Source organism: Kribbella qitaiheensis (genome assembly GCF_042657745.1).
GTDB classification, from domain to species: domain Bacteria; phylum Actinomycetota; class Actinomycetes; order Propionibacteriales; family Kribbellaceae; genus Kribbella; species Kribbella qitaiheensis.
The window spans coordinates 1-24,633 of record NZ_JBHSKE010000037.1; the positions used below are offsets into that span (position 1 = coordinate 1).

19 protein-coding genes are annotated in these 24,633 nt (G+C 67.9%); 3 read left to right on the forward strand and 16 right to left on the reverse strand.

Going from position 1 to position 24,633, the window contains the following annotated elements; genetic code table 11:
• Nucleotides 1-502: 502 nt before the first annotated feature.
• Both ACFPJ1_RS25230 and ACFPJ1_RS25235 read right to left on the reverse strand, forming a co-directional pair.
• Nucleotides 503-862: a cupin domain-containing protein gene (locus tag ACFPJ1_RS25230; RefSeq protein ID WP_380107548.1), complete on the reverse strand. Its 360-nt coding sequence runs from the start codon at nt 860-862 to the stop codon at nt 503-505.
• A gap of 89 nt (nt 863-951) precedes the next feature.
• On the reverse strand, nt 952-1,629 hold the full coding sequence (locus ACFPJ1_RS25235; protein WP_380107550.1) for a winged helix-turn-helix transcriptional regulator: 678 nt from the start codon (nt 1,627-1,629) through the stop codon (nt 952-954).
• A 113-nt stretch (nt 1,630-1,742) separates the two neighbouring features.
• Between ACFPJ1_RS25235 and ACFPJ1_RS25240 the strand changes: the two genes are divergently transcribed.
• Nucleotides 1,743-2,600 carry a class I SAM-dependent methyltransferase gene (locus ACFPJ1_RS25240; RefSeq protein WP_380107552.1) on the forward strand — a complete coding sequence of 286 codons (858 nt, stop codon included), beginning with the start codon at nt 1,743-1,745 and terminating at the stop codon, nt 2,598-2,600.
• On the opposite strand, the gene ACFPJ1_RS25245 is transcribed toward ACFPJ1_RS25240, so the two are convergent.
• The 8 genes from ACFPJ1_RS25245 to ACFPJ1_RS25280 all read right to left on the reverse strand — a co-directional run bounded on the left by ACFPJ1_RS25245 (nt 2,597) and on the right by ACFPJ1_RS25280 (nt 12,920).
• Nucleotides 2,597-2,989, reverse strand: coding sequence for a helix-turn-helix transcriptional regulator (locus tag ACFPJ1_RS25245; RefSeq protein WP_380107554.1), 393 nt, complete (start codon nt 2,987-2,989; stop codon nt 2,597-2,599). The genes ACFPJ1_RS25240 and ACFPJ1_RS25245 overlap by 4 nt on opposite strands.
• Nucleotides 2,990-3,087: 98 nt before the next feature.
• On the reverse strand, nt 3,088-4,509 hold the full coding sequence (locus ACFPJ1_RS25250) for a M20/M25/M40 family metallo-hydrolase (protein ID WP_380107556.1): 1,422 nt from the start codon (nt 4,507-4,509) through the stop codon (nt 3,088-3,090).
• Nucleotides 4,510-4,512: 3 nt separating this feature from the next.
• Nucleotides 4,513-5,748, reverse strand: a complete 1,236-nt coding sequence (locus ACFPJ1_RS25255; protein WP_380107558.1) for a hypothetical protein — start codon at nt 5,746-5,748, stop codon at nt 4,513-4,515.
• 1 nt (nt 5,749) lies between these two features.
• The gene (locus ACFPJ1_RS25260) at nt 5,750-8,191 is read right to left on the reverse strand and encodes a hypothetical protein (protein WP_380107560.1); all 2,442 of its coding nucleotides are present in this window, start codon (nt 8,189-8,191) and stop codon (nt 5,750-5,752) included.
• Nucleotides 8,188-8,685 carry a hypothetical protein gene (locus ACFPJ1_RS25265; RefSeq protein WP_380107562.1) on the reverse strand — a complete coding sequence of 166 codons (498 nt, stop codon included), beginning with the start codon at nt 8,683-8,685 and terminating at the stop codon, nt 8,188-8,190. Before ACFPJ1_RS25265 ends, ACFPJ1_RS25260 begins: the two co-directional genes overlap by 4 nt.
• 5 nt (nt 8,686-8,690) lie before the next feature.
• Nucleotides 8,691-10,664: a peptidoglycan recognition protein family protein gene (locus ACFPJ1_RS25270; protein WP_380107564.1), complete on the reverse strand. Its 1,974-nt coding sequence runs from the start codon at nt 10,662-10,664 to the stop codon at nt 8,691-8,693.
• A 35-nt stretch (nt 10,665-10,699) separates the two neighbouring features.
• Nucleotides 10,700-11,518, reverse strand: a complete 819-nt coding sequence (locus ACFPJ1_RS25275) for a hypothetical protein (RefSeq protein ID WP_380107566.1) — start codon at nt 11,516-11,518, stop codon at nt 10,700-10,702.
• A gap of 124 nt (nt 11,519-11,642) precedes the next feature.
• Nucleotides 11,643-12,920, reverse strand: a complete 1,278-nt coding sequence (locus tag ACFPJ1_RS25280) for a hypothetical protein (RefSeq protein WP_380107568.1) — start codon at nt 12,918-12,920, stop codon at nt 11,643-11,645.
• Nucleotides 12,921-13,160: 240 nt separating this feature from the next.
• On the opposite strand from ACFPJ1_RS25280, the gene ACFPJ1_RS25285 reads away from it, so the two are divergent.
• Nucleotides 13,161-13,688 (forward strand): CHRD domain-containing protein, encoded by a 528-nt coding sequence (locus ACFPJ1_RS25285; RefSeq protein WP_380107570.1) that lies wholly within the window; start codon nt 13,161-13,163, stop codon nt 13,686-13,688.
• A gap of 66 nt (nt 13,689-13,754) precedes the next feature.
• Here the strand turns inward: ACFPJ1_RS25285 and ACFPJ1_RS25290 are convergent, their stop codons facing one another.
• Nucleotides 13,755-14,858: a carbon-nitrogen hydrolase family protein gene (locus ACFPJ1_RS25290; RefSeq protein WP_380107610.1), complete on the reverse strand. Its 1,104-nt coding sequence runs from the start codon at nt 14,856-14,858 to the stop codon at nt 13,755-13,757.
• A 178-nt stretch (nt 14,859-15,036) separates the two neighbouring features.
• Here ACFPJ1_RS25290 and ACFPJ1_RS25295 point away from each other — a divergent pair, with 178 nt between their 5' ends.
• On the forward strand, nt 15,037-15,678 hold the full coding sequence (locus ACFPJ1_RS25295) for a hypothetical protein (protein WP_380107572.1): 642 nt from the start codon (nt 15,037-15,039) through the stop codon (nt 15,676-15,678).
• 765 nt (nt 15,679-16,443) lie between these two features.
• Here the strand turns inward: ACFPJ1_RS25295 and ACFPJ1_RS25300 are convergent.
• The 5 genes from ACFPJ1_RS25300 to ACFPJ1_RS25320 all read right to left on the reverse strand — a co-directional run bounded on the left by ACFPJ1_RS25300 (nt 16,444) and on the right by ACFPJ1_RS25320 (nt 24,618).
• Nucleotides 16,444-16,923, reverse strand: a complete 480-nt coding sequence (locus ACFPJ1_RS25300; RefSeq protein ID WP_380107573.1) for a PIG-L deacetylase family protein — start codon at nt 16,921-16,923, stop codon at nt 16,444-16,446.
• Nucleotides 16,924-17,039: 116 nt separating this feature from the next.
• The gene (locus ACFPJ1_RS25305) at nt 17,040-17,699 is read right to left on the reverse strand and encodes a DUF2652 domain-containing protein (RefSeq protein ID WP_380107575.1); all 660 of its coding nucleotides are present in this window, start codon (nt 17,697-17,699) and stop codon (nt 17,040-17,042) included.
• Between the two features lie 147 nt (nt 17,700-17,846).
• Nucleotides 17,847-19,532: an MFS transporter gene (locus ACFPJ1_RS25310; protein WP_380107576.1), complete on the reverse strand. Its 1,686-nt coding sequence runs from the start codon at nt 19,530-19,532 to the stop codon at nt 17,847-17,849.
• A 1,299-nt stretch (nt 19,533-20,831) separates the two neighbouring features.
• Entirely contained in the window at nt 20,832-21,206 is a 375-nt protein-coding gene (locus tag ACFPJ1_RS25315) for a hypothetical protein (RefSeq protein WP_380107578.1), read from the reverse strand.
• Between the two features lie 436 nt (nt 21,207-21,642).
• Nucleotides 21,643-24,618, reverse strand: a complete 2,976-nt coding sequence (locus ACFPJ1_RS25320; RefSeq protein WP_380107579.1) for a helix-turn-helix transcriptional regulator — start codon at nt 24,616-24,618, stop codon at nt 21,643-21,645.
• Between the last annotated feature and the right edge of the window lie 15 nt (nt 24,619-24,633).

Here is a 24,633-nt window from a genome sequence, read left to right on the forward strand (position 1 = left end):
CCCACCCACACCTCTTGACCGACCCCGCTCCTTCAGGGATGACCCACACCACCCCGACCAGGGAAGGACGCAGCTATCCCGGAGCCGCTGGGAGGTGTGGCGACAAGGGCCGGGAAGCTCCGGCGCCCAGACGCTCGGGGAGTTGCTTTCTCGGTCGGGGTGTTCCTTTGCCGGAGGGTCTGCGGGGACAATCACCCCGCCAGCGGACTCCGAAACGAGCCACAGGCCGCCGACCAACCCGCCAGTCGTCGAACAACCTGCCAGCGGTCGAACAACCCGCCAGTACCGTGTTCCGAACCGGCGCAACCACCGCCCACCGGGGCCAAACCCGCGCCCTGGGAGCCGCCGGCGTGCCGACGGACAGGAAGTACCCGCCGCACGCACCACGCCGGCAGGCCACCCACGCCTGAATCCACCATCAGCCAGGTAGGCACCGACGTCCTGGCCGGTGCCTGACCTTCGGTGACAGGCAGTGATGCGGAAAGCCTTGGGTGGCCGGTGGCTACTCCAGCCACTCGGTTTCGAAGCGGGAGTTGGCGTGGATGTGGACGGCTTCGTAGCCGCCGGGGCCGGTGGAGAACTTGTGGGCTACGCCGGCCGGGACCACTAGGATCTGGCCGGCCGTGCCCAGGACGTGCTCGTCGCCGATGGTGAAGTTGGCCGAGCCCTTCCTGATGATGAACGTCTCCGCGTACGGGTGCCGGTGCAGCCGAGGGCCGACGCCCTCCTTCGAGGTCGACTCGAGAATGATCGAGATCCCGGCCGCTCCCGGTAGCTCCTCGTAGTTCTCGGTCCAGTCCTCTCCGTCCTCCCGCCCGTCCTGGCGGCGGATGACGAGTTCACTGACGTCTACCTGACTCATCTCGCAGTCCTCCCTCTAGCCGGCGCCCCGCAGTACGGAATCGAAGCTACCCCGCGAGAGAGTCGTCGCAGGGAGAAGAGCCACCAGGTCTAGCCGATCCGTTCTCGTACGGCGGGAGCGAACGGGCTCCACAGGAACCAGGTGGGGAGGGCGCGGAGCAGGCGCGGGGGACCGGCGAGGGCGACGGAGCCGTTGGCGGTGGCTTGGGTCAGGGTGATGATGCCTGAGAAGACCCGCATGAGGTCGACGGGTTCAGTGGTCACGACGACGTCAGAGGTGAACCCGGGATGCTCCGTACACACGGATGCTTCCTGCCGGTCGAGGATGATCCAGATCCGGGTCGGATCGTCACCGCGGTAGTCGAACTCGATGTTGACCCGGTGCCCGGGCAGTTCGTCACGGTTGACCCGGCGCGACATCCACCAGGTCAGGGTGATCGGATCGACCTCACTCGGCTGCGGTTCGGCGAACATCCACCGCACCGCCCACTCGCCGATGGCCATGATCACGCCCTCGAGGTCGCGGCCCGCCGGGGTCAGTTGGTACTCATGGCCGCGCGCGACCGGGACTCGCTGCAGCACACCCTTGCGCTCCAGGTGGTGCAGGCGCTGCTTGAGCAGCGTCCGCGAGATGCCGGGGAGTCCGCGATCGATGTCGTTGAACCGCCGGCTGCCGAGCACCAGCTCGCGCACGATCAGCGGCATCCACCGGTCCGCCAGTACCGCGCTCGCCAGTGCGACCGGACAGTATTGCCCGTAGTCTCGCATGGCTCATTGTGCGGCCAGGTCCAGGAGTTGTACCAGCTGAGTCCAGAACCTGTACTAGGAACCGTCTCGGCCCGGTGATGCATTGGAACCCTTCATCAGACGGAGGGGACACCATGACCACCAGCTTCGACCCGATCGTGTTCAAGCGGACCACGCGTGCCCAGTGGGAGGAGGCCGCGGAGGCCTGGCACCGCTGGGGGCCGACCATCGAGGACTGGCTCGGTGAGGCGACCGCCGCCATGCTCCGCGCCGCCGGTATCGGCGACGGTGACCGCGTCCTCGACGTCGCTGCCGGAGCTGGTGGGCAGACGCTCGCCGCGGCGCGACTGGTCGGGCCGGCCGGCCGCGTGCTGGCCACGGACATCTCGCCGGCCATCCTCGAGTACGCCGCTCGCGTCGCCGCCGAGGCAGGCCTGCCGACGGTGCAGACGTTGGAGGCCGACGGCGAGGACCTGTTCGAGCTCGAAGAATGTAGCTTCGACGCCGCGCTCTCCCGGGTCGGCCTGATCTACTTCCCGGATCAGCAGGCCGCGCTGACCGGCATCCGTCGAGCACTCCGCCCCGGCGGCAGGTTCTCGGCGGTCGTGTACTCCACGCCCGACCGCAACGGGTTCTTCTCGATCCCGGTAGGCATCATCCGCCGCCGGGCGGAACTCCCCGCACCGGTGCCTGGCCAGCCAGGGCCCTTCAGTCTCGGCAGCCCAGGTGTAGCCGAGAAGGCATTCTCCGCGGCCGGCTTCCACGACATCTCCGTGACCACGGTCCCGTCGCCGGTCCGCCTCCCCACCGCCGCCGACTGTGTCCGTTTCGAACGCGAGTCCTTCGGCGCACTCCATCAAATGCTCTCCCGCCTCGACGCCTCGGACCGCGCAGCAGCCTGGCAGGAGATCACCACTGAACTAACTCAGTTCGAAACTCCCGCCGGCTTCACCGGTCCGTGCGAAATGCTGGTCATCACCGGCACCCGCTAATCGAGAGAGCCCCGCCGCGCCGGAATCGCCGGCCGGCCGGGTTCGCCGCCGCCGAAGAACTGGGCCACCATCTCGGCCCGGCTGCACACGTCGAGCTTCGCGAAGATGCGGCGCATGTGCGTCGACACGGTCCAGGGGCTGATGTCGAGCGAGCTGGCGATGGCGCGGTTGGTGGCGCCGTCCGCGACCAGTTGGGCGATCTGCAGTTCCCGCGGGCTGAGCGAGTGCCGCGGTACCTGCGGGGAGACGACGAGTACGCAGCGGACGTTGTCGTGCTCCAGCATCACCGAGACACCGTTCTCGGTCGTTCTCGCGGTGATTGCGCGCAGCTCGACCTGATCGAGCATCGCTCGCAGTGCCGCGACGATGTGCTGTCTCAGAACCGCCATGTGCGCGGGCTCCGTAGTTCGGGCTCGGGGCGGTTCTGGCGGCGGGTCGGCTTTGGTGCCGTCTCGCCGGGCTGACATCGGCACAGCTGTCGCACTCATCACTCATCCCCCTCGATGCGCGCCGAGAGAGCGCCGGAGCGAATCCGTCGGCTCTCCTCATGGTGATCTCTTTGGCGCCCCGCGGAAACAGGACCGCCGCGAATTTGCCGGGCAAATGTGAAAAGAAATGTCGCGGAAGTGTCCACAGCGGCCGCCCAGCCGGGCAGATCCATCGCCTCGTCCGGCCCGTGCGCGTTGCTGTCGGGGGTCCCAAACCCCAACAACAGTGGGCGAATCCCGAATTCGCGAGCCATCATGCCCACTGCGGGCACGGTCCCGCCGGACCGCACATATGTCGGTGTTCTCCCAAAACCAACCACACACGCTTCATCGGCGGCTCGCCGCGTACGTGCATCCGGCATCGTTGCCACTCCCGGGGTCGCCGCGGCGACACGGAGTCGCAAAGAGGTCCCGGGCGGAGCGAGCCCGTCGAGCAACCGACGCGCGCGACGCAGTACGGCGGCCGGGTCCGCTTGCGGCGGCAGCCGGAGGTCGATCCGCGCCGCACTCCGGGCCGGTACTGCGCCACCCCGCGCCTCCGTGGTGAGCCGGGTGACGTCGAGCGCGCCGCGCAGGGTGATGCGCTCATCCAGCCCGGCTCCGACCATGGCCCGCCCGCCCGCCGCCCTGGCCACGGCCGCATCCGTGCGCACCTCGATGTCCTGCGCGCCGTCGTACTGCGTGAGGTGGACGCCGAGGTGCGGGAGCAGGTCGTCGCGGAGCGCCAGGAGGGCCTCGGCCAGCACCAGGCTGGGGTCGACGACGGCGCCGCCGAGCCGACCCGGGTGCACCTCCGGTCCACGGGTATCGACTTCGAGCCGGGCGACGACGTGACCGCGCTGGCTGACGGTCACGGTGGGCGCGCCGTCGGCGTCCCGCTCGGTGTCCGACACGACCACAGCACGCGGCCTCATCCGCCTGGCGAGCCTGCGCAGTACTGCTTCAAACCCCGGGCTCCCCACCTCTTCTGCTCCCTCCGCGATCACGAGCACCCGCATCGGCGGGACACCGGCCTGCCGCCAGGCGTCCAGCGCACAGAGGTGCGCGAACAGTTGTCCCTTGTCGTCGCCGGCACCACGGGCGTAGAGCACACCGTCGCGGACCACAGGTGTGAAGGCGTCGGAGGACCACCCCGGCCCGGCGGGCTGCACGTCGTAGTGGCCGTAGATCACCACCAACGGCGCGCCCGGGGGTGCAGCCCAATGGCCCAGTACTACGTCCCGCCCGCGGGTGGTCGGCACGACCTCCACCCTCGCGCCGTGGGCACGCTGCCACGACGCGAGCCACCGAGCCGCGCGGGCTACGTCAGCCGCCCGCGCCGGGTCTCCACTGACCGATGGGATCTCGAGCCAGGCACGCAGTTCGGCCAGCCGGTCGGAGCGCCACCGCCGGGCGGTGCCGAGCACCGCGGGCGGCAACACCTCTCACCGGCGCGGCCGGGCGGGGACGCCGCCCTGCCCGCCGCGGTACGTGCCCAGGCCGTTCCGGCGCGGGTAGATCGGCCCGCCGGCCCGTGCGGCAGGTGGCATCTGCGCGGGCGACCGCTCGCTGTACCGCGCGGCGACGCCTGCCTGGCCCATCTGCTCCCACGGCATGACGCGGTCGGTACCCGTGCGCTTGGCGAGGCTCATTGCCTGTGCCGACGTCAGCCACTCCTCGGCCGGTTCCGCGATCTCCATCAGCAGCGCCTCGAACTGGCCGCGGCCGGTCTCCATCACGTGGTTGCCGGACAGCCAGCGCAGTACCTCGCGCCCGTTGACCGCCATCCGCTGCCGTGGACTGCTCTGCAGCCGTACGTCGAAGTACCGGATCAGGACCTCGTCGACCACGTCCCACGCGTTGGCCGCGCCGAACAGGTCCTTGACGTCTTCCGACCCGAGGATCCCGAAGCACTCCTCCAGGAGTTGCATGACCTCGACCCGCAGCACGTTCAGGTGACCGTACGAGGTGAACTTCAGGTTGTTCCGCAGGTCGAGCCCGGCCCGCCGGACCACCGCGATCGATCCGAAGCTCGGGTCCAGCGCCCGCTCCCGGATCACGTCGCTGATCCGCTTGTCTCGCCAGAACAGCGTTACCTGGTTGACGAAATGCGAGAACAACATGTGGAAGTCGGTGTTCGGCCGGCTCTGCCCCGCGCCGAGGCCGCGGCCGTAGCCGAGCACCCGGCGGTAGGCGGCGACCCGGTCGTTCCGGGTGTAGCGCAGTACGTCGCGGCGGTCGAACTGGTAGAGCTTGTACGCGCCCTCGCCGCCGGACAGCCGGATCGCGCCGCCCTCGAACAGTTCCTTCAGCTTCTGCACGACGCGGAACACGCCGATCCGCTCGTGCTGGTAGATGTAGTAGAGATCCCCGACGGCGACAACGCGCTCGGAGTTGACGTTCTCGTCGTACTCGACGACGCCCTGCGGGATCTTGACATCACCGAACTTCTGCGCGGCCTCCGGACCCACACCGACCAGTTCGGCCAGCCCCCGGTCCGGCGGCATCGGCCCACTCGCATCCGCCTCCCGCGCCGCGGTGACCAGATCCTCCAGCTGCCGATTGATCTCCTCGGCCAGCGCCGGATTGGAAACCAAGCTCCCCGACAGCCGCTCGGAAACCTGACTCCGCAACGCCTGCATCCGGTCCAGCAGATCCTGATAATCCCGCTCGGAAAGCATGTCACTGCTCCTTCCGGTCCGCGTCCAGCACGGCGACGATGAGACGACGGATCTCTACGGAATCCTGGATGTGCTTGACCCGCGCCGCGAGATTGCCCTTCTGCTCGTCGACCAACTCCCGCAGCTCAGCCAGCTTGGCCAGCTCGTCCTCGGACCAGGTGCGGACGACCGGCTCATCATCGCCCGCCTCCTCCACCCCGGCATCCTCGACGAGGAGTTGCTCGTCCTCGACGTCGATCGGCCGGCCCTCCTCGTCGACGTACTCGTGGGCGATCGGCTGCCCCTCCGCACCGAAGGCCTCGTAGTACTCCTGCTCCTCCCGCACCTCGACGACATCCTCCTCGAACGGCCGCGAGTCGGCCGCGATCAAGGCATCGAGCAGCTTGCCGACAGAGTCGCTCTGCGCCACCCGCCAGAGCCGTTCCGCCACTGAGCGCCCTTGTTCTGTCCCCTCGAACTCATCGCGTACCGCGCCCGCGGCGGCAGCCACGTCGTCGTCTCTGGCGACGCGCTGTGCCCGCCTGACACCCGAGCGGGCGACCTTGAGCGCATGGCAGCCACAGCCGCAGCCCTTGCAGTCCTCGCCGCAGTCGGCGAGGCACTCGTCCTCGACCTCGGGGTCCACGGGGTCGAACGGAGACTGCGGAACGAACCGCTGGTTCGGCGGGATCTCGTCCCACTCGTCCGGACCACCGTCGGGGTCGATCACGCCTGCCGGCTCGAGGTGCGGCCAGGTCGTCACAGCCGGGCCCTGGACCACGCGTCCCAGCTCGCCGTCGACGATCGCCAGCGGTACCTCGCTCGCGGCCATCAGGATGCCGCGGCCGCCGGCGTTGAACAGCAGAGTCCGGAGCCCGCCAGGCAGCGCGTCCACCTGGAAGATCCCCGACAGATGGTCGTCATCCGCGCTGGCGCTGCCTTGCAGCGGGAGCACCAGGGATCCGAAGTTCGCCGGGTTGCCGCCATCGGCGACGAAGGCCGGAATGTAGGTCGGGCGCAGGTGCAGTCCTCGTACCTCGACCCTGACGAACTCCACCCCGGCGCCGCTGTCGTCGTCGAACGGCACGACGGACAGATCCAGCAGTACTGCGCCGGCGAACCGGCCGATGCGGATGGCCTTGGCGGTCAGGCGTTCGACCAGTCCGCAGAGTGTGGAGACCGCGATCTTGACCCGGCCGGAGTACATGCCAGGGGGAAGCGGCGTGCAGCAACCCAACGGGATGCACGTGACTTTGCCGCGCGAGCCGCAGTGGCAGCCACTCCCGCACGAAGGACTGCCGCACGGGACGAGCCGACGTACCAGCTTGTCTCGCAGCGTCAGCAGCAGCGCGGCGACCGTCGGGGTGAACGACGAGACGAGCCCGTCGCGCCCGGTGTCGCGGATGATGTTCGGGCCGTCCTCGGTGAAGAAGACGCGCAGCCACTGCACAAGGTCGTCGAGCGTGAGCCCGGTACCCCGGTCGAGTACGACGGTCTGGCGCTCGGCCGCGGAGACGAGAACGGAATCGAGTACTGCCTCGAACTCGTCGACCTGCTCCGAGGCGGCCGCGAGCAGCCGGCTGATCTGGACGAGATCCGTGCCGAGGAATCCGTTCCCGGCACCGAGGGTGAAGTCGAGCCGGCGGGTTTCCCACGAACGCTGGAGGTCGGTGACGAGTTCCACCAGCGTCCAGAAGCTCGTCCGCTGCTTCTCCTCGTCCACGGTGTTGACGTGGTCGTCGTCCAGTCCGAAGCGGTCGCGAAGCGCGCCCAGTTGGCCGGGCACGCTGTCCGGGTCGATCTCGGCGACCGCGGTGGGCACCAGGCCCGTCGTACCGCCAGATGATCCGAACGACGTCGCCGGTGCGAAGATCGCGGCGAGGGTGGGACGCGCCGACGGTACCGGGCCTTGCGTGAACGTGCCGGCGTTCGACGGCTGGAAGCCTGTCAGCACGGAGAAGGCAGAGTCCACCAGCGGGACGCGTGGGCCGCCCTCGCGGCCGAGTTCCAGGACGATTCGGCGGACTGAGTCGCGGACCAGGCCTCGGTAGGCCTCGCAGTCCTGGGGATCGGCGTCTGTGCGCAGGGGCTGCAGGCTGTCGAGCATCCGGGTGATCTGCTCGTGGGCTGCCTTTGCCCGCAGGTACAGGGATGCCTGGCCGCCGGTGACGCCGCCGAGGTCGGCCTGTACCGCGACGCCGCGCGGTACGTACTTGGCGATGACGTGGTCCTCGAAGGTCGACAGCTCGAAGGACGCCGACAGGGCGGCCGTGAACGCCTTGGGGTCCTGGACGCGGGGCCGCCAGCCCAGCACGTCCCGGATCGCCGCGCTGACCGCCGGCCCCTGGTCGCCCGTGGTCCCGGTCGAGGTCGACGCGCGGGAGACCCCGTCCGTCGTCATCAGCGGGAAGGCCTGGTCGACCTCGACGACCGGGAGTCCTGGCTGCTTCTTGTCTTTCGTCACGACGACCTCCTGGAGGTGTTCGTCCTGGTCGTTTCGGTGGGCGGTGAGGTCACGAGTTCATGCAGCGCGGCGCCGACCGCAACGCCTGCTGCGACGAGTGGTTCCTCGCAGCGTTCGAGGCTCTGCTCGACGCCGGACCACCATGAGGGCCAGGCGCCGCTCCGCCGTCGGGTGGAGCCGCGCAGCCGGTAGACGGGGTCGTGCGCGCGGAGGTCTCGCCAGTAGATGAGGCCGGCCTCGCGGACGAGCCGCTCGAGGTCGCACAGTTCCCGCAGTACGCCCTCCGTGGTGGCCGGCGGGCTGCCCACGAACACTTCGAGTGCTTCCGCGAGCCGGCCCTGGATCTCGACGGCCAGCTGCGCGACGTGCTCGGCAGAGGCGAGATCGCTCTCCTCAGGCTGGTCGTCGTTGGTGCTGAGGACGAGCTCGGCCACCGCGAGCCAGAGGTCCTGCGCAGCCCGGTGCAGTGCCGCGCGGCTGTCGTCGACGGTCATGGCCGTCACCTCCTGGCCAGTTGGACGTAGAAGTTGCGCATCAGCTGCTCGGGCTCGGCTCGGCCCTGGTCGAGTGCGGAGCGCACCGCGCCGATGAGGAACCGCTCCGGTACGACGCCCGGGTCGACGCCCTTCGCGAGCCGGCGCCCCGCCTCTTCGATCATCGACTGGTGCCGTGGCTCGAAGAAGATGACGTCGCGCAGCGCCTTGCCGCCCAGGCCGTTGAACCGCGTGTAGCAAACGGCCTCCACCACTGCGGGGATCGCGCGGTCCGCGGTGGCGAGCAGCTTCGGCGGCAGCGCCCCTTCGCGCGGCGACGGGTACAGCTGAGACCACGCCCGCCTGTACTCCGCGGCGCGTTCCGGGAACCCCATCCGTCGCAGCAACTCGCACGACAGGAAGGTGCGCAGGTACGGCGTGGGGTGCACGCTGCGCGGCGAGTACCCCAGGCTCTGCGCCGAAGTACGGCCGATCACGTCCATCAGTGAGGCGACGAAGGCCTCGCCGCCGAGCAGGCAGCCGACCATGTCGCCGAAGATCTCGCGATTCCAGCGGACCCATACCGAGGCCACCGGTTTCGGGATACCCGACTCGTCCAGTCGGCTCGCGATCGACGAGGGGATGGCCTGCTCGAGCTGCAGTTCGTTCTGCAGGTTGTGGCTGACCTCGTGCAGGATCGCGCCCATCGTCCAGGGGTTGACCATCCGGTGGTAGGGGAGTTGGACGAGCGGGAACGGGTTGACCTGCCGACCGAGCCGGCGCAAGGGGATACCGCGGCGGAACGTCGCCGGGGAGAAGCCGGTCCGCATGTAGCAGAACGGCGGCGGCGACGGGATGCTGCGCTCGTTGCCCAGGTGCATGAACACGTGCTGGTAGCAGTCGAGCGTGATCCGGTCGCAGGCGTCGAGCCATTCGCCGAACGCGCTCTGCCGCTGCCCGAACAGCTCGAAGTAGAAGTCCCACACGCGTTCGGTGGCGCGGACCAGGTCGTGTGCCTGGGTCTTGAGCTCCATCGCGAGGCCGACCCGCGACGCGGAGGGTCGCGTCTGGGCGGCGTCCGAGGCGCGGTCCAGCCGCTCGACGACGGTCTTCAGCGGCCCGCGCAACGTGGCCAGCAAGGCGTTCACCGCTTGCACATGACCCTCGCTCGGCCGCGCCGGCTGGGAGCCGAACTCGTCCCGGCGGAAGTCGCGCAGCGCGTTCAGATGCCGGCGCACGTTGAGCGCTTGGCCGGACAGGTAGACCGGGAGCACGTCCTGACCGGCGCGCGGCGTACCCGGCCGCACGATCGGTGTGGCCGCAGACGCGCCATTCATCGACTCACCCTCGTACCACGGCATCGACGGGAGCCAGGACGGCCAGGACAGCCAGGATGACGACGGCGCCGGAGCCGGTGCGGGTGTCGGAGCCGGAGCCGGTACAGGAGTGGGAGTCGGCGCCGGGGCAGGTGTGCCGCTGAGCGCGCTGACCCGCGCGCGGAAGGCGTCCATGTCGAAGTTGGGGTCGATCTTCCGCTTGGGCGGGTCGGCGACCTCCTTGTGCCCGAGCACGGCCGACACGCTCAGCCCGAAGTGGTCGATGAGCGCCCGGCAGAGCTGGGCGAAGGCGGCCACCTGTACTTCGGGCCAGGTCGCGTCGGTGCCGGTCGCCTCCGCCTCGATGCCGATCGAGTGGCTGTTGCCCCACGACGGGTTCTGCACCGCCCCGGCGTGGTTGCAGCGGCCGGCGGCGATGACGTACACCTTCCCGGAGCGGGAGAGCCCGAAGTGCGAGAGTGGTCCGGCGAGGTCCGGCCGCCCGTTGATCAGGATGTCGAGCGAGGGCATGTCCGCCGTACGGTTCAGCGTCGCCGTGTGGTGGCAGACCACCGCGCGGACGTCGCTCATCTCACCGCGTCCCCGGGTCTCCCAGCCGGGCACCTCGATCACCTCGAGGTTGGTCTTGCGGGCGACCCCCGCGAGGTCCGTCAGGTACGGCATCGTCCCTCCCTCCGAGATCCCGGGTCAGCCGGTCGTCAGCGCCGTACCGAACGCCGCGCGGCCCGCGACGGGGCCGGCCGACGCCGGCGGCGAGGCGAGGTGGCACCAGGGGACGGCCTGCGACCACGCCGGCGGTACCGGCGGTTGAACGTGTTCACCGCACGTACGGCGCGGTCCCGCTCGGGCGGCGTACGCAGCATCCGGCCAGCGATCCGGGTCATCGTCGAGACCGCCGAGCTCGCCGAGATCGGCCGGCCCGAGGCCGCCTGGTCCGCCAGGCTCTGTGCCGTCCGCTGCAGGATCACCGGCATCGCCGTGACGTACTTGCGCGTCGCCGGGTTGCGCCGCAGCCGTCGGCCCAGCGCCGACGTACCGCGGATCAACGCCGGGGCGTTGCGGGCCAGGACTCCCGCAGCGCGCGGGATGAGCTTGGAGGCGATCGGAACCAGCGCGCCGAGGAACGCCTCCGCCTCGGCCTCGCTCTGGGTCTGCGCCGCCTTCGTCGAGAGGTAGGCCATCAGCTCGGCCTCGGGGTAGATACGCCGTACGGGATTGACGAACGCCTCGTCCTCGTACTCCTCCTCCGACTCCTCCTCGGTCTCCGCCTCGACCTCGAACTCGAACTCCACCTCGTACTCGCCGTCGCCGCCGCCACCGAGCAGGCCGCCGAGCGCCTTGCCGATGCCGCCGATCGCGCCGAGGAAGTCCTCGTCCTCGTCCTCCGCCTCGAACTCGCTCTCCTCCTCGGCTTCGAATTCGTCCTCGAACTCGAACTCCTCCTCGGTCTCGAACTCGTCCTCCAGTTCGAACTCGCCCTGGATCGCGGGGTAGTTGCGGTTCAGTACGGACGCCATGGTCGTCCCTCCACTCGGTTCGGACGTCGATCTGCTGGTGGGCGCTGTTCTCTGCGGCCGCCGGCGGCGGATTGGTTGGTGGCTGGCTAGCCTGCGGGGCGGTAGCGCTCGGGGTGGGTGTCGGCTATCTGCGGCGGCCGGCGGCGCTCGGCCGTCCGGCCGGGACCGCGCCACGGGGAACCCGGACGTCGCTGACCACTCGAACCACGCGAGCCGGCCGACCGGCCTTGGGCGGGACCCGCAGCGGGGTGGTGATGCGCACGAACCCGGGCCTCGGGCGAGGCACCCGTCCGCTGCCGACGGTGCGGCTGCGGACGGGCTGACGCCGTACGGTCGCCCGGCGCGCGCCGTACCGGCCGCCGGTGGTGCGCGGGCGGCGCATTCCCGTACTGCGCCCGTAGCCGCGGCGACCCGTACCGTGGTACCGCCTCCGGCTGCGGGCGAGACCCCGCGCGTGCCGGCGCAGTACGGCCTGTCGCGCGCTGCCTGGTGTCAGCGCCTGCGTCGCCGCGGCGCCCATCACCTGTCCGAGCTCGACCGGTCCGACGGGCTCACCCGCGGCGATCCGCTTCGCGACCGTCCGAGCCGCGCCATCGGCGATGCCCGGGACCAGCCGTACGGCTGGGCGCGTGCTGCGGTTGCCGTGCAGCATCCGGGTGAGTGTGGCGGCGCCGCGCAGCAGGTGCGGCAGCAGCCGCTCGAGCTCGCGCCGGTCGCCGGGGTTGATCGCCGCGTACGCCGCCGCGCCGCCGAGCGCCTCTGCCTCGGACTCGGACTCCGTGGCCGCGGCCTGGCCCGCCAGGTACTCCGCGAAGGTCTGCGAGGGGGCCAGCGGCGTACGCGCCATGTCCTCGAACTCGATCTCGAGCTCCTCCTCGAACTCGCCCTCGAGCTGAGACGTGACCGCTCGGGCGACCGCGCCCGCGGCAGGGCCTCCGATGGCGGTCGCGACGAGCGGGCCGGCCGTCTTGGCCAGCCTCTTGAGGAACGGTGCGGCCTTGCGGAAGGCACCCTTCAGCCTCTTGAAGAACTCCTCGGCCTCGGCTTCCGCCTCTTCCTCGTACTCGTACTCCTCTTCGTACTCGCCATCACCGCCTCCGCCGCCGAGCAGCCCGCCGGCGATCTTCGCGATGGGTCCGAGCAACCCGAGGAACGCCTCGTCCTCGTACTCGTCCTCGCCTTCGTCCTCCCACTCGTACTCTTCCTCACCGAGCATGCCGCCGATCGCGTTGACGACGCCGCCCAGACCGGGGAAGAACTCCTCGGACTCGTCCTCGTACTCCTCCTCGTACTCGGACTCCTCTTCCCACTCGTCCTCCCACTCGGACTCGTCCTCCGTTTCGAATTCGGACTCGTACTCGGTCTCGAACTCGTCCTCGAGGTCCGCGGTCTGACGCGCCATGGTGGCCCTCCTCGATCGGCCGGGACAGCTTCCGCCTCCATGGCACTCCGATCACCGCTTTCCGGTCAGTCGCCTCTGGGGGTGACACACGTCAGTGGTCGACCGCCCGAGCGACCCACGCCGGGGTAGCGCATCCGCAGTACTCGCCTGAGCCCTTGCCAATCCCCTCGGAGTGTGACGACGATCACACATCGACGTCTCTTAAGGGAGTGACCGACGATGGCAAGAAGAGCACGTGTGGTGGCTGTAGCCATCGGAATCGGGATGGCGGTGACAGCGACAGGCAGTGTGGCAACCGCCGGCAGGGATGCCTCCGGTACTGCGCCGAACACGGTGCGGGAGCAGTTGACCGGCTACGAGGAGGACCCGGTCCCGATCTCGACCAACGGCACGGGTCGCTTCACGGCCCGGATCGACGATCGCCTGAAGCAGATCACCTACCAGCTGAGCTACACCAAACTGGAGGGCACGGTCCAGCAGGCCCACATCCACTTCGGCGGGAAAGCGCAGAGCGGCGGGATCAGCGTCTTCCTCTGCACCAACCTGGGCAACGGCCCGGTCGGCACCCAGTTGTGCCCCGCGGCCCCGGCAACCATCAGGGGCACGATCAAGGCCGCTGACGTCATCGGCCCAGCCGCCCAGAGCCTGACCGCCGGCCAGTACGACGACTTCGTCAAGGCGATCCGCAACGGCACGACCTACGCCAACGTGCACAGCTCAGTCTTCCCCGGAGGTGAGATCAGAGCCCAACTGCACCACCACCACTGACCTTCTGGCTTGGCAACTGGGGATGAGCGCGAAGCTCATCCCCAGTTGCTGAGCGCTCTGGCGTAGTCAGTTGTCGGGGAGGTCGTTGCGCAGTTGCGTGACCACGGGCCGCGGTGCCGTGTCGACAGCGAGCCGGAACACATCGGGCCGGTGGTAGTGGCCCACCGGGTCGAACAGCCGCCGCGCCGACCGAACCTTGCTCAGATCCAGATCAGCGAACAGCACAGTCTCCTCATGCCTCGCAGGTCCTGCAAGGATCTCGCCACTAGGCCCGACGATCACCGTGTTGCCAGGCTCCACCCACTCGGGATCGTCCGGGTTGATCCGCCACACCCGCTCCCGATCCGGGAAGTCTGCCGGGATCTGGTCGACGCGGAGGCAGGGATTGGCCCCGATCACGTAGCACCGTCCCTCCCGGGCGATGTGCCGCATGGTCGCGATCCAGGCGTCACCCGTGGCCAACGTAGGCGCCACCCACACGTCAACCCCCTGCGAATAAAGGAAGAACCGAGCCAACGGCATGTAGTTCTCCCAGCAGATCAACCCGCCGATCCGCCCGAACGGCGTCGCATAGGTCTCGAGCGTCGACCCGTCCCCCATCCCCCAAACGGTCCGCTCCGACCCGGTCGGCATCAACTTCCGGTGCTTCCCAAGAAGCTTGCCCTCAGCATCGAAGTACAACAACGTGTTGTAGATCGTGCTTCCGGTGGCTTCTCGCTCACTGACCCCGATCACCAAGTACACGCCGGCTTCCCGAGCCGCGGCCCCCAGCCGCTCGGTCACCTCGCCAGGCACCACCACAGCCTGCTCAGCCAGCAAGGCAAACCACTGCTCGTCCCCATCCCAAATAGGCACGGCATCAATCCAAAAAGGCGTCCCCGGCACAAACACCTCCGGAAACACCACCAGATCAGCCTCCCGCACGCCCGGCTCCGCCAACACCCTCTCCACCTTGGCGAGCGTGGCCTCCCGATCCATAAGCACATAAGCCGCCTGAACAGCCGCAACCCTCAACGTCCCCATCACACCCCACCTCCCGATGTTGACGATACGCCGCACACCTCTTACCCCACGGCCCTCAGAACTCCTGGCCGGCCGCCTGTAGAGGTAACGCTTCGGGTACCTGCAACGATCTGAGAGACGTGAGAATGTTGCGCACCCTGAGTGCATCACCCGGTCGATGATGAGCCGGCTTTTCTATGCGGTGAGTCTGATGCACAGCCTTGCGTCCAACCTGCCGCTAGCGGATGGCCAACCAACACCTTCTGGATCCGAATCGCCGCTGCCAACCGGAGGGTCGGCCTCACTGGCAGATTGGCTGGCGGCATGGGCTCAGGTAGGTGCCGCTGTGGGCACAGTCCTCACGCTTGCCGCAGCACTGTGGATCAATCGACGTACCAGGATTGCGTTGGATGACGAGCGGACGGCACGCCAACAAGAGATCGCACGTCTCGAAGCCGATCAGCGGGAGCAGAACTCTCACACTGTGCTGGCTGGTGTGGACGAACTGGCCGCAGCTGTCCAAAATCTTCGAGCCGCCGTGCTGAGCCAAGAGCCGTTTGGAAAGGAGCGCGGCACTGCCCTCATGTGGGTGTTGTTCGTGGTGGCCGCCGGCAAGGAGTGGATCGACGAAGACAAACCGGCCAGGTCCGCTGCGGCGCGCGGAGCGGTCGCACACCTAATATCAGCCGTTGCCCAGGGAGTGGACCACGGACGGCGCGCCGCGAGCATCGACTCTCGCTCGCCTGACGAGATGATGTCTGTCGTCACCTTGGCACTATCTCGGATACGCCGCCTGGGCCACCCAGATCTAGTGCTTCGAGCTGAGGCGGTGGTCCGCGTCTGCGGTGACCTAGCTCGACTCCGCTACAGCTTCTTCGTCTGGTGGCCGTCCAAACGTCAGGAGGCTGCCGAAGAATCGCTCGCCGATGCTTTGGAGGCGCTGCGAACTTACCTGGCGTCCGGCGCGCCCCTGACTCCCGGCGACTGATCCACCAGGCCCTGTTCCTCCTCCAGGGCACCGGTCGACGACGCAGGAGGTCACATAGGCGGACATAAGAACCTGACTCCGGTGTGGGAGGCCTCAGCCGGAAACCCCCGGCGCGTGGGCGCGAGGCGCGACGGAGGAGTGCGGAACTGGCCAACGTGCAGCGAGGTCAGCCTGAGCGCGCGCACAGGATTGCCGCGCAGCACCGAGCCGAGCACGAGCGCTGCCGGCGACGTGTGTCGCCGACGTCGTCATGGCTGGACTCCGCGTCGCTCGTCCAGGCCAGGTTGGTCCGGCGGAACTCAGCTCGGCTGGCGAGACCTACGTCGCAGGATCCAAGTCGCGATCGGCAGCACGATGATCGTTCCGATCAGAGCACTCAGGACACCACCCCAGTCAAAGATGTCGGTGTCACCGATACCAAAGCCGAGGGTGAAGATCAGGTACCCGCCACGGCGCCAAGCAGCCCAAGCCCGATCGACACAAGCCAAGACCTCGGCCCACTCATATGCCGAAAGGCGTCACGCGGAACAAGCATGCGTGCCACCACCCCACAGAACAAACCCAACAGAACCGCTCCGACCATAACCACCCCTCCCCTCAACCTGCAGTTTCCTCCGCCCCCGCCCCCGAGTCGAGACTTTCGCCCAGGTGGTGTCGCGCGACCGGGCCACTGCTCGCAGGCCCTAACGCGGCGGGTCTCACAGTTGAGAACCGGCGTCCGGAACTGCGTCGCAGTCAGACGGTGGGATTACACGTTGGGATAACTCAGGACTTGATCCCGGTGCACTGAGACCTGCTTCGCGGCGGGTGGCAATGGAAGAGTCGGATCGATGTTGCGGATCGCCTTTCGTAGCAGGCTGCGGTGACCGCTGCTCCTACTGCTATGTGGTCCGGATGACCGGAGAATCCATCAGGCCCGAACGTGATGACCACATCGGGATCGATCTCGCTGAGCAGCTCCGACGCGAGCTTGACCAGGATCTGACTGTCGATTTCGGAGAGCCCGCCATCTGGATAATCCAGACATCTCGTCTCGGTGAGCCCAAGCTCCTTTCCTGCCGCATCAAGTTCCTTCTCCCGAACTGCTCTCAAGGTCGCCCGGGTCGCCGCGCTCGCGTCCCTGATCTGGCCGGCTCCGCCCTTGGTAAGCGAGATCACGCGGACCTCGGCGCCGGCACTCGCGTACTTGGCGAGGGTGCCGCCGGCGCAGAGGGTCTCGTCATCGGGATGGGCGAAGATTCCCAACACACGCGGAGGCTGCCGACTGGAAGCGTTCACTGGGGTGTTGTGCGCCACGATTACGTCGAATCTTCTCGTAGGTTTGACCTGCACCTGTGGATCGGCCACCCACTCGGCAGAGGTCAGAAAGCGGTGGCGGTACGGCGTCGGCGGCGTAGGCCCAGCATGTGCGGCAGGCCGGAGCCGGCGACGGCCAAGGTTCTCCCGACGCGTCCGAGCAAGGATGGTTTCGGCAGGGGAGGGAGCGCACCCGGGACGCCCGCCAAGTTCACGAAGTACGCCCGAACGGGGCCGATCCCTTCGAGGTCCTGAGACACCTCGTGCGCGGGACCAGGCATCGGGGTGTTTGCGGTGTGGTAGAGCTCATCGGAGAGGAGCAGGTACTCGGGAACCTTGACAGGGTTCTTCAGCAGCCGATGGACGAGGATGACGTCGATCCCGACGAGCTTGCGCCGCTGCCTGATGGTCTGGGTGGCGACCTCGCCGATGTGCGCGACGAACTTGAGCTTCAGGTTGTTCGCCTGGGCGCAACTGTTGCACGGGCACAGGTTGGTCGCGACATAGTGCCGCTCGAGGTGGAACGCCCGGTGCATGGCCATTGCGGCCTGGAGAGTCAGGGCGACCGTTGCGTCACTGTCCAACGTGTCGGCCTGACGAGCGAGAAAGGCTGCGTCGCCCTCGATTTCGATCAGGTCGAAGTCGGGCACGGCATCGATCACCTTCTCCAGAAGCCGCGCGGTGTTGACCTCGGCGTGAGCAAGGCTCATTCGATGGGATCGCATGTACTCGGTGTAGCCGCCGATGTCGGCGATAAGGAGAAGTTGGCGCCCAGACGTCATACAAGACCGTACCAACACCCCCGACTATCGACGTGGAGTCGAATGCATCGGGAATCGCGCCTAGACCGGCCGCGGGAATCTGGGCTCCGGCTATTGAGGCGGTTGCTCAGGGTCGTCACGAGGCGTGAAGCGGTCGAGCATCGAGTCAACCACCACCCCCGCCTCGCGGGCGCTCGGCGTGTAGCCGAGCACGACTGGGAGGAAGTGGTCGGAGCGCAGCGCCTTCAGCCGGAGCTCGCTGGTGGCTCGCACAGTGGCGGTCCGGCGGATCCGCCGGAGCAAGGCGATCTCTCCGAACCCCAGCCCCGGACCGAGCGTTGCCACGACCTGTCCGTCTCCGATCACCTCGGCCTCGCCCGACTCGATCACGAAGTAGTGGTCCCCGACGTCGCCCTGATGGAAGACGACGTGACCAGCGGGCACGTCCACCGGTTCCAGGCCGCGAGCGAGCTGCTCGATGGCGGGCAAGGGCAGGACGTTCAACATGGCCACCCTGTGCAACAAGGCGATGTCGTCATCTCGCACGCCGATGGAGCGGTCCATTCCTCGCAGCCGCTGCCATGACGCCACGGCAAGGACCGGACATAGCAGACCGACAGTCACGAGCGCAGGACGTACGCCGGCCCCGTCGACCAGCAGCGAGGCGACGAGCGCTCCGACCCCGATGGACAGGGCGACCAAGCTCTCCAACACCCCGAAGACCCGCGCCAGCACTTCGTCCGCGGCCAGTCTGGCCAGGAGCGTGAAACCTCCGAGATCGATCAGCGAGTTCCCGACGCCGACACAGGCCAGCAGGCCCAACGCCGCGACCTGTTGTGGGAAGACGCCGATCAGCGTGACCGGCAGACCCCAGAGGGCCACCCCAACGGCGAACCACGCGCCGAGGCGACGAGTGCCGACCAGCAACGACGCGGCGAGTGAACCTAGGACTGCACCCGCCCCGATGGCAGCGGTGAGGATGCCCACGCCCGGTTCGCCGGTCCGCAGCAGTTCGATGGCGACCACCACGTTGAGTACGGTCAGGGCCCCTCGGGTGAATGACTGCGCCGCTGCAAGGCCCATGATGAGTGCGAGGTCGCGGCTCCGGCTGACGACTCGAATGCCTTCGACGGCCGACCTCATCCAGTTGGTCTCTCTCGGGGCAGCTGGCCGCGGAGGTGCGTCGTAGTTCAGCCGCAACAGCAAGGCTGCAGCCCACAACGAGGCGCCCGCAGCCACAGCGAACACGACGGTCACGCCGGTGAACTGCAGCAGCAATGCTGCCAGGAGCGGACCTATGAACGTCGCGGCGGCGTCCAGCAGCCCACGGACCACATTGGCGCTGGCGAGCTCGTATCCGGTGTGGCAGAGCGACGGGAGTAATGCGGAGTGCGCGGGTCGGTAGAGCGTGGCAGCGATGGTCGACAACACCGCCAACACATACACGATCTGCAGCGGTCCGCCCACGCCCACGACGACCGCAGCCGCACCCGTGACGACACCACGCAGCACGGAGACCAGGATCAGTACGCGCTCCCTGCGGCCCTTGTCGGCCAGCGGCGACAACAGTGGGGTCAGCATCGCGGACGGGGCCATGCGAAGGAGTCCCACCAGCCCGACGGCTGTCGCACCACCGTCCCGGTAAGCCACGATCCCGAGCCCCACGGTGAACGCCCACTCCGCCGTCCAGGCTCCGAGGAAGCTGAGCTGGGCGCGCCGTAGGTTGGGGTTTCGGGCGTTGCTGGTGAACGCGCCCGCGGCATTGCCCAGCCTGCCCCGGAGTCCCTTACCCGCCATCCGGCGACGATACCGTTCTGTGCCTGGCATCGCGCGACGCAAACGCACCCACCTTCCGCGATCAGCGCGTTCAAGCCGGTGCAGATCAGTTGTCGGACGACTGTCGCACATCAGTCGACGTCACGAGCGCTTCGCGTCCCTACGGGATCGGCAGCTGACGCTTGACATGGATCGCGCTGGCCTGGGGTGGCAGCTATTAGGGGGACGGGGCAAGGATGACCACGATCTGCCTCTTGGCGGCGAGCTGAAAGGCGCACGGACGGAATTCAGCCTGAGGGAGTTCGCGGAGCCCGCTGTCGATCTGCGGTAATCGCCGAACAAGTTGCACGGTGACGAGATCGAGGCCGCTGGCGATGGCTTGACGCTACTGGATCGCCATCCGGGCGGATGGCTTGAACGCGCGGTGAGAATGAGGCGCTGATCCGGGCGACGCCGGCGATTGGACTGCTCCTAGTCGACGACAGGGCAGGTGACCCACCGATGGTCTGCCGGGTTCCAGGTCACCCGATGAGTGTCTGGAAACGGCGATTGTCCAAGCTGTACCTCTCCGACGACGGTTGCCCTGATCCGGTGATCGGCTGGTGCCCTGATGGCGTATCGCTGGGAAGCAGCAGATGGCTCCGATGTCCTGGTGTTCCGCGTCGAGTGCTAACACGTCTGCTAACAACAGACTGGACGCGGGTGGACGGGCGTGGTCGGGCCGGGGGATTCAGCTCAGAACCACTGCCGTACACCGCCGTCGACGGTGGTCGCGGCGGCACTCGTAATGAGGTGGTCACGGCTCGGAGACCGTGCCAGCGAACCCGCGTCGAGTCGCCTGGCGCACCACCCGTTACCCAGGTAGCAAGAGCGAAGCTCAGGTGACCGAGGCACGGTTTAGGAAATCGAGCGAAGCCGACACCTGGCCCTCCCTACGCGTAACCAGGTCACCCCAGTTCAGCCGCTTTGACTCTGGTCGACCCAGTTCTACGCGTCTTTGTTCCCACGCGGTAGCCAGCCAGTGCCCCGAACCGCTCGGCGGCGCCGTCGTCAGTCGTGGCACGCGTGTACAGGCCGAGGTGGCGTCCACGTTCGTAATTGGTCGCAAGGGATAAGCGCCAGCGCGAGCAAGCTCGATCTGGGCGGGCTCCAGTCGAACACGGCTCGGTCCGGTGCCAATTCTCCAACCCGATCTCCAGATCCCCATCATCGCCCCTGCTGGGCTGGCTGATCAGGGCGCGATTCCCACCCCGCCAGCCAGCCAAACGATCTCCGTATCGGCACGTACCTCCTCTACAGATGCCCGAGTGGAGTGAGTGGTTAAGTGGTCGGCATGTGACGACGCCGGTACAGCCACATCGCACCGAGGGCGGTGACCGCGCCGCCGACCGCAGACGCACCAGCTTGCACGAGTTCGACGCCGTTGTGGTCCGGTGCGCTGCTGATCGTTGCGGCCTCGACGCGGGGAACCTCGTACCGCGGGTCGTAGTTCGGGTAGTTGTACTCCGGGCTCTTGGTCTCGTACCCCGGGTAGCCGGAGCCTTCGTCTGGCCAGTCGTAGGCGTCTGCCACACAGGCCGTGGGCGTGCTTCCGGACCCGGGGTCTTTGACCATGGCCGATGCCTCGGTCGCGGTGAGGGCAACGGTCCCGATCGCCAGTGCGGACGCGGCGAGGGCTGTGTACCTGCGATTCATGATTCCTCCCGGTGGACTCGGGCGGCGCGGATGGCCGCTCCGATTTCACGGTGATTCGAAGACCACGCGGCCACATCGGGCGCGGGGCCTTAGAGAGGGCTCGTGTCGCCTTAGATTTCGTACACGCGGCAACTCCCGTGGACGGCGAGAATCGGGAACCCTGATCCGCTGTCATGATCTGCTGCCCTGAATGCCGGACCGCCTCACGTCTCGACCAGGTCGCGTGACATGGCGGATGTGGATGTACCGGCAGCGATATGTGCCGGCTTGCCCGGTCGAGCCGAAACAGTCCGCGCGAGGATCGGCAGATCAGCGGCAGTGATAACGGTCCGGATCTAAGGCGGGTCGCTGGCGCCGGACGGCCTTAGCGCCACCCGGACCGAGGGGTGGTCGCGGGCGCGGGTCTAGCCAGCGTCGTTCGCTAAGCATCGGGTCTTCAGTTGTCGCGGTGGGTGGCCAACCGATCGGCGAGTGCGGCTGCCTCCAGGCGGGTCGAGGTGCCGGTCTTGCGCAGGATGTTGGAGACGTGGACGCTGACGGTTTTGCTGCTGATCACAAGGTCGATGGCGATCTCGCGGTTTGAGCGGCCGGCGACCAGGAAGGTGAGGATCTCCCGTTCTCGTGCTGTGAGACTTGCCAGTGCACCCTCGACTCGAGGCGTGTCCGCGATCGGGGCAGGCTCGCGAAGGATGATGCGTGCCATCCGGGCGAGCGACTCGACCTCGTCTCGCAGTGGTTGTGCGCCGAGTTCGACAGCCGTCGCGTGGGCCTGCCGCAACAGTTCGCTCACCGTGGACGCGCGCGATCCGGCCGCAAGCATGGCCTCTGCGCACCGCAGACGTGAGGTGGCTTCCGGCCAAGGTGACCCGGCCACATTGCAGCTGTCGATCGCCTGCCGCCACAGCTCAACCTGCCCCGCCTCTCCCCGGCAGCGCGCCACCTCGGCGCGATAGAGCGCCTTGGTCATCGCCATGTCCAGGGAGTCGGTCCGCTCGGACGTGAACGGCTCCGATGGCCATCTGGCAATCAGGTCATCAAGTGTGGCGTGCGCCTGCACCTCGCCGTTCGCGTCTTCAGCATCCCTAGCAGCTCGGGCGGTCTCGGCGGCAGCATGGGCAAAATCGACGAGGAGATCCTCGCTGTAGCCGGATTTCGCTGGTACGGCGATCCGGCTGTGGAGCCACCGCAGCGCCTTCTGTGGTCGTCCAGACGCCAGGAAGACGTCGGCGCCGGCCGCGCTGACGTCTGTGTGCAGTCCGGCGAAGTCTTCAGAGACCAACTCGAGGGCCCGGTCCAGGTGTGACTCGGCCTCTGCAACACGTCCACACCGGGCGGCCAACTGTGCCGCCGTCAATCGAACCGATGCTCCCGGTATGCCAGCACAGCGTGCAGCCAATGCCGTCCGAAGCAATTCACGACATTCGTTCCAACGACCTAGCCAAAGAAGTCCCTCCGCCGCGCTGGAGGCCAGAACATACGCCCATGCCGAGCCCACCCCGAGCACTTCTTCGAACACCTCTCGCGCCTCGGTCGTAGCTTCCTCTGTTCTCCCTAGGTATTTCAAGGCGATCCACTGCCACCTCGCGGCGTTCTCCAACCACTCCGTGGACCCGCACGATCGCGCCAGCCGCATGGCGTCCTGCGCGTCGGCCAGAGCCTTCGGCGCAGAGTCCTGAAGACGGACACACGCACGGGTGCTGAAAGCGCCGGCCAACGCGGGCTCAGATCGTGACTTCCGCCCGACCCGCACGGCCTCTTCGGCATGGGCGACCGCCTCGTCATGCAGCCCCTCCCATTGCTCCCCAGCTGCTAAGCCGGCCAACGCCAGCGCACGCTCGGCACTATCTGGGTAAGCACTCGTGAGGCGAACAGCCTCGACGAGTTCGTCCAGTGGCGCCTTCTCGGTAGCTGAGCCGCGATACTTCGCTTCCCAGCATGCAAGCAGCAGCGTGCTGGTGAGAAGCGGCTCGGAATCCTGATCGACCAGCTCCAGCGCATGCTCCACCAGGCTGACAGCCGTGTCGAACCGGCCGGCCCGGCCGCAGACACGGCTCGTGCGGCGGAGCAGGTCCACGTGACCGGCGGCCGAGCCGCGAACCTCTGGCGACACCTCGTCCCACAACGAGCAGGCCCGCTCCAGGTGGATAGCTTCCACGGCTGCCGCACGTAGTACGGCGGCGCCATCCGCCGCGGCCAGCGACCAGGAATACGTCTCGTCGGATCTTCCAGCTCGGTGGTTGTGAGTGGCTAGGTCCGCGGCGCGTCCGGGCTCGGTGGCCGACCGGGCCTCCAAGGCGCGTACATAAGTCGCCGCCATACGCGCGGCGTCACCCGGCGGAAGCTCATCGTCCAGCACTTCGGCGAGCAGCGGGTGACGGAACCACCAGCGACTCTCACCGTCCGCCTCAGCCACACCGTGATCGCGGGCCTCGGTCAAGCATTCGTACAGCAGTGCTGGGGAGATCCTGTGCTCGCTCGCTACGGCGGTCAGCACCGCGAGCTCTGTCGGGCGACCGCCGACAGCAAGCAAGCGAGTGACCTGCCGCGCCATGGTGGACAGGCCGTGCCAGCTGGCCAGCAGCGCGTCTTTCAAAGCAGCCGGTGCGGTCGCCGGAAGCTCTGCTTCGCTACCGGTCAGGCCGCGTACGAGGAGCTCGGTCAGATATGGGTTGCCGCCTGAACGCTCATAGACCTGGACCGCCAAATCGATGTCCACCGCACGGCCCAACAAGGACTCGATCTGCGTCTCGGTCGCCGCCAGATTGATCCTGTCGAGGTGAACCTCGGTGAACAGCGGCATTCGCCGCATGTCCGCGAGCCAGCCGTGCAGCGGATGTCCGTCGCGACGGTGCTCGTCGCGGCAGGTCGCCAGCAGCGCCAGGCGCTGCTGGCGGAATCCCGTGATCAGATACGCGAGTGCGTCGAGCGATGCGGTGTCTGCCCACTGCAGATCGTCGATCACCAGCACAGTCGGTGCACGATCTGCGAGGCGGTTGAGAACCCTGTCGATCAACGGCAGCAGTTGTCCCGGTTCCGGGATACGGGCCTCACTCAGTGCGGGCAACAGAGTGCCGAGATCACCGGCTCCGGACAACACCTCCATGCGGGACGTCTCGTCGGCCTGCGCTCGCCAGGCCTGCAAAGCGCCTGCCACGGGCCCGAAGGGGACGGTCGCCTCGCCGAAATGCACACAGGTTCCCAACAGCACCTGCGTTCCGGCGCCCAGACCTTCGCATGTTCTGCGGACCAGCTGGGTCTTGCCCACGCCAGCCTCCCCGTGCACGACCACCGCGCGGGGCTGACCACTCGCGGCTTGCTCCAGAGCAGCCACGAGCAACTGTTGCTCAATAGGTCGGCCGGCGAGCGGAGGATCCGGCCGTACACGCGCGATCCCCACCTCATCAGTGTCCACCCGCCCGCATCTAAG